4 protein-coding genes are annotated in these 6,809 nt (G+C 74.0%); 2 read left to right on the forward strand and 2 right to left on the reverse strand.

Features of this window, described 5'->3' with window-relative positions:
- Positions 1 to 25 precede the first annotated feature (25 nt).
- Together ABT296_RS25780 and ABT296_RS25785 are read left to right on the forward strand one after the other, a co-directional pair.
- Complete coding sequence (locus ABT296_RS25780) at positions 26 to 979, forward strand: LysR family transcriptional regulator (protein ID WP_351931003.1); 954 nt, start codon at positions 26 to 28, stop codon at positions 977 to 979.
- A 109-nt stretch (positions 980 to 1,088) separates the two neighbouring features.
- The gene (locus ABT296_RS25785; protein ID WP_351931004.1) at positions 1,089 to 2,417 is read left to right on the forward strand and encodes an alpha-lytic protease prodomain-containing protein; all 1,329 of its coding nucleotides are present in this window, start codon (positions 1,089 to 1,091) and stop codon (positions 2,415 to 2,417) included.
- Positions 2,418 to 2,469: 52 nt separating this feature from the next.
- Here the strand turns inward: ABT296_RS25785 and ABT296_RS25790 are convergent, their stop codons facing one another.
- Positions 2,470 to 2,982, reverse strand: coding sequence for a hypothetical protein (locus ABT296_RS25790; protein ID WP_351931005.1), 513 nt, complete (start codon positions 2,980 to 2,982; stop codon positions 2,470 to 2,472).
- On the reverse strand, positions 2,982 to 6,809 hold a 3,828-nt coding region (locus ABT296_RS25795), incomplete at its 5' end, for a DUF6531 domain-containing protein (protein ID WP_351931006.1). The genes ABT296_RS25795 and ABT296_RS25790, both read right to left, overlap by 1 nt.

A 6,809-nucleotide genomic window follows, 5' to 3' on the forward strand; every position in this document is an offset into this window, starting at 1 on the left:
CCCTCCCGCGCAGCAAGCTCCCCGTATGGAGCTGGAGTTGCGGCATCTGAGGGCCATCCGGACGATCGCCGACGCGGGCAGCCTCACCCGGGCCGCCGCCGCCCTCGGGCTCGCCCAGCCCGCCCTGAGCGCCCAGCTCAAGCGGATCGAACGGGCCCTGGGAGGAGCCCTGTTCGAGCGGGGACGGCACGGCGTACGCGCCACCCCGCTCGGCGAGCTGGTGCTGGAGCGGACCCGGGTCGTGCTGCCCGCCGTGTCCGAGCTGCAACGGGAGGCGACCCGGTTCGCGCGGTCCCGCCGGGAACCGGAGCGGCTGCGGCTCGGCGGCACCCACGGACCGCTCCTGGGCGCGCTGGTCGACCGGCTCGCCGAGGCCGCCCCCGGTGCCGCCGTCACCACCCGCGCCTCATGGTCGGAGCGGGAGCTGGCCGCGCAACTGGCCGAGGGGCGGCTCGACTTCGTCCTCACCGGCACCTGCGGTTCGGCCGCCCCGCCGGGCGCCGGGCACCTGGTGTGGCGGGAGATCGCGGTGGACCCGGTCTTCGTCATGCTCGCCGACGGGCACCCGCTCACCGACGGCCCGGAGATCGACCTGGCCCGCCTCGCCGGGCAGGAGTGGGCCTGCGTCCCCGGCGACGGCTGCTTCGCCGAGTGCTTCACCGCCGCGTGCGCCCGGGCCGGCTTCAGCCCGCGCCGCATGTACGAGACGGACACCTCCTCCGTCGTCCACCTGGTGCAGGTCGGCCGGGCGGTCGGCCTGTGCCGGGCGTCCTTCCCCAGCACCCCCGGCATCGCCACCCGCCCCCTCACCGGCACTCCCCTGCTCTGGCGCCACCTGCTGGGCTGGGACCCGACGGCCCAGCGGCCCGACACCGCGGCGACGGTCCTGGCCCAGGCCCGCAGCGCCCACGCGGGAACGGCGGCGCGCAGCACCGCGTACCGCGACCGGCCGGCCGAACGCCCTCCCCGCGTTCCATAACGCCGGGGCAGGGGGTCGGCTGACGTCTTACGCCCCCCGGACGGCTCTCCCTACGGTTTCGGCACGTTCCGCACCTCCCCACCGAGACCGACTCCGAGGAGACCTCCCCATGCTCCAACGACTCACCGGACCCGCCCGGGCCGCGGCCGCCGCCGCGGTGGCGACCGGCGCCCTGCTCGCGGCCGGGCTCAGCGGCTCCGCGAGCGCGGCGCACGCCCCCGAGACCGCCGAGGTCCCGTCCGCACTCCTCCACGCCATGCAACGGGACCTCGGCATCGACTCCGGGCAGGCCCGGACCCGCCTCGCCAACGAGGCCGAGGCGGGCGCCACCGCGGGCCGGCTGCGCCTGGCGCTCGGCCCGGACTTCGCCGGCGCCTGGGTCCGCGGCGCCGAGTCCGCCACCCTGACCGTGGCGACGACGGGCGCATCCGACGTGAAGACGATCGAGGCACAGGGCGCGACCGCGGCCGTCGTACGCCACTCCCTGACCGCCCTCGACGCGGCCAAGGCCCGCCTGGACCGGGCGGCGACCCACCGCACGACCACCGACACCCCGGTCTGGTACGTCGACGTGCGCACCAACGCGCTCGTCGTGGAGGCCGTGCGCCCGGCCGCCGGGCGCGCCCTGCTCGCGGCGGCCGGGGTGGACGGCGCCCTCGCCCGGATCGAGCGGACGGCCGAGCGGCCCCGTCCGCTGTACGACCTGCGGGGCGGCGACGCCTACTACATCAACGGCGGCTCACGCTGCTCGGTCGGCTTCGCCGTCACCCGGGGCACCACGCAGGGCTTCGCCACGGCCGGCCACTGCGGCCGCGCCGGGAACAGCACCACCGGCTTCAACCGGGTGGCCCAGGGCACCTTCCAGGCGTCGGTCTTCCCCGGCAACGACATGGCGTGGGTGGCGGCCGACTCCAACTGGACGGCGACCCCGAACGTCGCCGGGTCCGCCGTCCAGGTCGCCGGTTCGACGCAGGCCGCGGTGGGCGCCTCCGTGTGCCGCTCCGGGTCCACCACGGGCTGGCGCTGCGGCACGATCCAGCAGCTCAACACCAGCGTCACCTATCCGGAGGGCACCATCTCCGGGGTCACCCGCACCAGCGTGTGCGCCGAGCCGGGCGACTCGGGCGGCTCCTACATCTCCGGCGGCCAGGCCCAGGGCGTCACCTCGGGCGGTTCGGGCAACTGCACCAGCGGCGGGACCACGTACTTCCAGCCGCTCAACCCGATCCTCCAGGCCTACGGCCTCACCCTGAAGACCACGTCGAGCGGTCCCGGGGAGCCCGGGGAACCGGGCGGCGGCACCTGGGCGGCCGGCACGGTCTACCAGGCCGGCGCGACGGTGACCTACGGCGGCGCCACCTACCGCTGCCTCCAGTACCACCAGGCGCAGACGGGGTGGGAGCCCCCGAACGTCCCCGCCCTGTGGCAGCGGACGTGACCGCCTGACCGGGGGGAGCCGAGCCCGGGTGCGCCCTGACGCGCGCCCGGGCTCACCCGTTCCCGGGCGGGGCAGGCTCCGTGGCGATCACGCGCTGCACCTGCCAGCGCGCCTCCTCCCAGCGGGCCCGCCGGTTCACCTCCCGCAGGTCCTCGCCCTCCGCGGCCCGTTCGGAGTGGCGGCGGGCGACGAAGGACTGGGCGGTCTTCGCGATGTACTGCGGCGTCACGGGGATGCGCCCGGGCCTGCCGTAGACACCGGCCTCGATCAGCATGTCCTGGCAGGCCAACCGCACGGCGGAGTCCACGAGTTGCATGGAGTCCGAGTCCTCGGGATCCCTCCATGCCTCCTTGTCGAAGGCTTCGTGGGCACGGAGCAGCCGGTCGTCCGCACGGTCGAGCGGGAGGGCCTGGCGGGCGGCGGCCACGTACTCCTCGCACACGGAACGCACACCCTCGGCCAGGGGCTCCACGGCGTGCTCCGCGAAGTCGAGGGCGAGCTCCGCGCCCCGACGCTCACCGACCTCGGCGAGCAGCTGGACGAGCAACCTCGGCAGGACGATCATCACTTGTTCCATTCCCCTCGGCCACGGCTCATGAGTTCCAGCAGCTTGGGGGTGTCCCCCGACCCGGTGATCAGCCGCTTCGGGTCCGTGATGCCGAGGTGCCGGGCCGCGGTCGCGGCGTTCTTGAGCTGCTGCCCCGCATTCCCGCCACCCATCTTGTGGTCGACGACGAACGCCACGAGATTCTTCGGATCGGACGGATCCACCACCATGAAGTCCCCCTGGAACTTCTCGCCGTGCGTCCGGTAGACCTGGAGATTTTGCCGTTTCGCCAGGAGCTGCTTCACGAAGTCCATCTCGGCCGGGCTCAGATGGTACGCCCCGGGCAGTTGCTGGCCCGCCTTGATCCGGATCGGGTCGTAGGGCGAGAGGCCGAACGGGTCCGCCCCGGTCAGCGGGTTGTCGACGTAGGTGACCGGGTTGGGGGCGGGGAACAGGCCGAGGGGGTCGGTGCTGAGGTAGCGGCCCGTGTCGGGGTCGTAGTGCCGGTGCAGGTTGTAGTGGTGGCCGGTCTCCAGGTCGTGGTACTGCCCCGGGAAGCGCAGCGGCGTGTACGTGGTGGCGTCCTGGTTCCACGTCGTGCCGCCCCACACCGTCGCGGTGCGCCGCCAGGCGACGGCGCCGCTCTCGTCGACGAGTTCGGTCGGGGTGCCCAAGAGGTCGGTGACGATGGCGTAGAAGCGGCTGTCGTACCGCTGCTGCGAGTCCCCGGCCAGGTCCTTGAAGCGGTCGGTCTGGGCCAGCGGCACCAGGCCGTCCTCGTCGAACTCCCAGGTCTGGATCTGGGCGACCGGCCACTGCCGGGCCACCGCCGCCTGCTCGACGAGCGTGCCCTCGTGCCAGGTGAACGCGGTCTCCTCCAGCACGGTCCCGTCGGGGCCCATGTGCCGCTTGGCGATCCGGCGGCCGAGGGGGTCGTAGCGGTAGGTCCAGTGCGTCCCGTCGGGAACGGTGACCCCGGTCAGCCGGTCGTGCGCGTTCCAGGTGTACCGCCACACGTCGGGCTTGCGCGACAGCCGCGGACGACGGCGCACGGTCGGGCGCCCCGCGGCATCGCGCTCGTAGCGGACCTGCCCGGCGGCGACGAGGTCGGTCCCCTCGTAGACACGGGGGCCCATGGCCTCGGCGCCGGGGTGACCGGCCGACCAGGCGGCGTCCGTCTGGTTGCCGAGCGCGTCGTACGCGTAGGACTCGGAGCGGCCGGGGCCGTGCGCCTCGGTGACCCGGCCCGCGCGGTCCACGGTGTACCGCGTGTCCCCGGCCGCGAGCAACGCTCCGTCCGGCCGCCACCGGTAGCCCAGCCGCTCGGGGGCGGTGCGGCCCGCGCCGCTCCACTCCCGGGTCAGCGGCCGGTCCGCGACGTCCCAGCGCTGCGCCAGGCGCAGGGCCTCGCCCCACTCGCGTGCGGTCTCCCGGCCCGCCCCGTCGTAGGTGGAGGTGATCCGGCGCTCGCCCGCCCTGACCTCGGTGCGCCGCCCCAGCTCGTCGTAGGTGTACGTGGTCCGGGCGCCGGCCGGGGTGCGCCGTCCGACGCACTGGCCGAGGGCGTCGTAGGTCAGCCGCAGGGTGCGGCCGTCGACGGTCTCGGTGAGCAGGCGGCCGACCGGGTCGTGGGTCCGGGTGAGTTCCCCGTCGGCCCAGACCGCGCGGATCAGCCGGTCGTCCGCGTCGTAGGTGAACTCGCTGCGCTCCCCGTCGGCCTCCTGGGCGGTCAGCCGGCCCATGACGTCGCGGGTGTACCGGACGACATCACCGGCGGCGGTCTCGCGCTCGGTCACCCGGCCGGCGGGGTCGTAGGCGTAGCGGACCGTGCGGCCGCCGAAGTCCGACTCCGCGGTGAGGCGCCCGGCGGGGTCGTAGGCGTAGTCCCAGGTGTCGCCGAGGGCGTTGGTCACGCGGGTCAGCCGGAGGGAGGGGTCGTAGGTGAAGTCGGTGCGGGACCCGTCCGGGTCGGTGCGGGCGCTGAGCAGGTCGAAGTGGGTGTACTCGTAGTGCGCCGCCGCTCCGGCCGGGTTCGTGTGGCTGAGGCAGTTGCCCTCGGCGTCGTACGTCCACGACTGGACCGCGCCGTCGGGACGGGCGTAGCGGAGCAGGTTGCCCTCGGTGTCCCAGCTCCAGCCGGTCACCGCGCCCAGCGGGTCGGTCTCGGAGATCCGGCGGCCGAAGCGGTCGCGTCCGATGAGGGTGCGGCCGTCGAGGGGGTCGACGACCTCGGTGACGAGGCCCGCGTCGTCGCAGGTCATGCGGGTGGTGCGGCCGAGCGCGTCGGTGAACGCGATGAGGTGCCCGCGCTCGTCGTAGCGGAAGTGGCTGGTGGCGCCCGCCGGGTCGGTGAGCGTCAGCCCGTTGCCGCGTTCGTCGTACGTCCGGGCCCAGACGCCGCCGTCGGGCATCACGGTCTCCGTCGGCAGGCCGGACACGTCGTAGGCGACCGTGATCCGGCCGCCGTCGGGCCGGCGGATACGGAGCGGGCGGCCGAGCGCGTCGTTGTCGTACGTGGTGACCGCGCCGAGTTCGTCGGTGTGCGAGGTGAGGTGGTGGTGCTCGTCGTAGCCGGTGCGGGTGGTGTGGCCGAGCGGGTCGATCTCGGCGACGACCTGGCTGAGGTCGTTGACGACGAACCGGCTGACCGCACCCTCGGCGGTGGTCAGGGTGGTGAGGCGGCAGCCCGGCCACTGCGGGTCCGTGCCGTCGTAGGCGAGCGTGATGGCGATGTGGCCGGCCTCGCCGCCCTCGGCGACACAGCGGTCGCGGTCGTCGTAGGAGTAGGAGTAGCGGCTGTCGTTGCTGTCGGTCCACGAGGTGACGCGCAGGCGGTCGTCGTAGGTGAGGCGCAGCGGCAGCCCGGCGGAGTTGGCGACCTCGGTGAGGTTCCCGTCGCGGTATCCGTAGCGCCGGAGGATCGCGTCCGTGCCGTCGTCCGCGGCGCCGGCCAGGCTCAGGGCGGTGATGTGGCCGTCCTCGACGGTGAGCTTGAGGTGGTAGCCGCCCGAGTGGCGCAGGGCCAGCGGGGCGCCCTGGTCGTCGTACTCGAAGGTGATCGCGTGCTGGTTGCGGTCGGTGATCCGGGCGATCGGGGCGATGCCGTCCTCGGGCCGGTGGAAGTGGCGGGCCCGGCCGGTCAGGGGGTCGTCGACGCGGTAGCCGCCGTCCTCCAGCCGGGTCAGCGTGAGCCGCGGGCCGGCCTCGGGCAGCACGGGCAGGTGCGGGGCCGCGGGGTGGGGATAGGCGAGCAGCAGGCCGTCCTCGGTGACGAGGACGACGCCGGTCTCGTCGATCTCCAGGCGCTGGTCGACGGTGGAGGCCCAGGTGGGCCCGAACCACCATCCACACCGGTAGTCGGAGGCCACCCGGCGGGTGAAGACCAGCGGGAGCAGACCGGGCAGTTCCACGTCCCGCTGTGGCAGGAACATCGCGCCCGAGGCCATGTCGACGGGGTCGCTGCCCTTGGAGCGGACGACCTTGCTGAGCCGGTTGTACGCGCCCTTCGCCCCGTCGGCGATCATGCCGCGGGCGCTCTTGCCCAGCCCGCGCAGGCCCGCCGCCATGCCCTTGAGCCCCTTGAGGCCCTTCAGCCCCCTGGCCAGTCCGCCGAGGGTGGTCAGCCCCTTCATGCCGGGTACGCACTCCAGCGCGGCGAACGCCACATCCCAGAGCGACGCCCGGCCCTGCGAATACTTATAGAGCGTGTCCGCAAGCAGAACGAGTGCCGCGACCAGCACGATCGCCGCGAGGATCGGACCACCGATGATCATCGCGATGATCCCCACCACCGCGACCACGACCTTGGCCACCGCCACGATCGTGTCCCAGTTGTCGACGAACCA

The organism is Streptomyces sp. NPDC000983, from assembly GCF_040299205.1.
Classification (GTDB): domain Bacteria; phylum Actinomycetota; class Actinomycetes; order Streptomycetales; family Streptomycetaceae; genus Streptomyces.

What these genes read in the sequence shown, in the direction of transcription:
- ABT296_RS25780 (WP_351931003.1), top strand. Translation starts at nt 26, where the DNA reads ATGGAGCTGGAGTTGCGGCATCTGAGGGCCATCCGGACGATCGCCGAC.
- ABT296_RS25790 (WP_351931005.1), bottom strand. Translation starts at nt 2,982, where the DNA reads ATGATCGTCCTGCCGAGGTTGCTCGTCCAGCTGCTCGCCGAGGTCGGT.
- ABT296_RS25785 (WP_351931004.1), top strand. Translation starts at nt 1,089, where the DNA reads ATGCTCCAACGACTCACCGGACCCGCCCGGGCCGCGGCCGCCGCCGCG.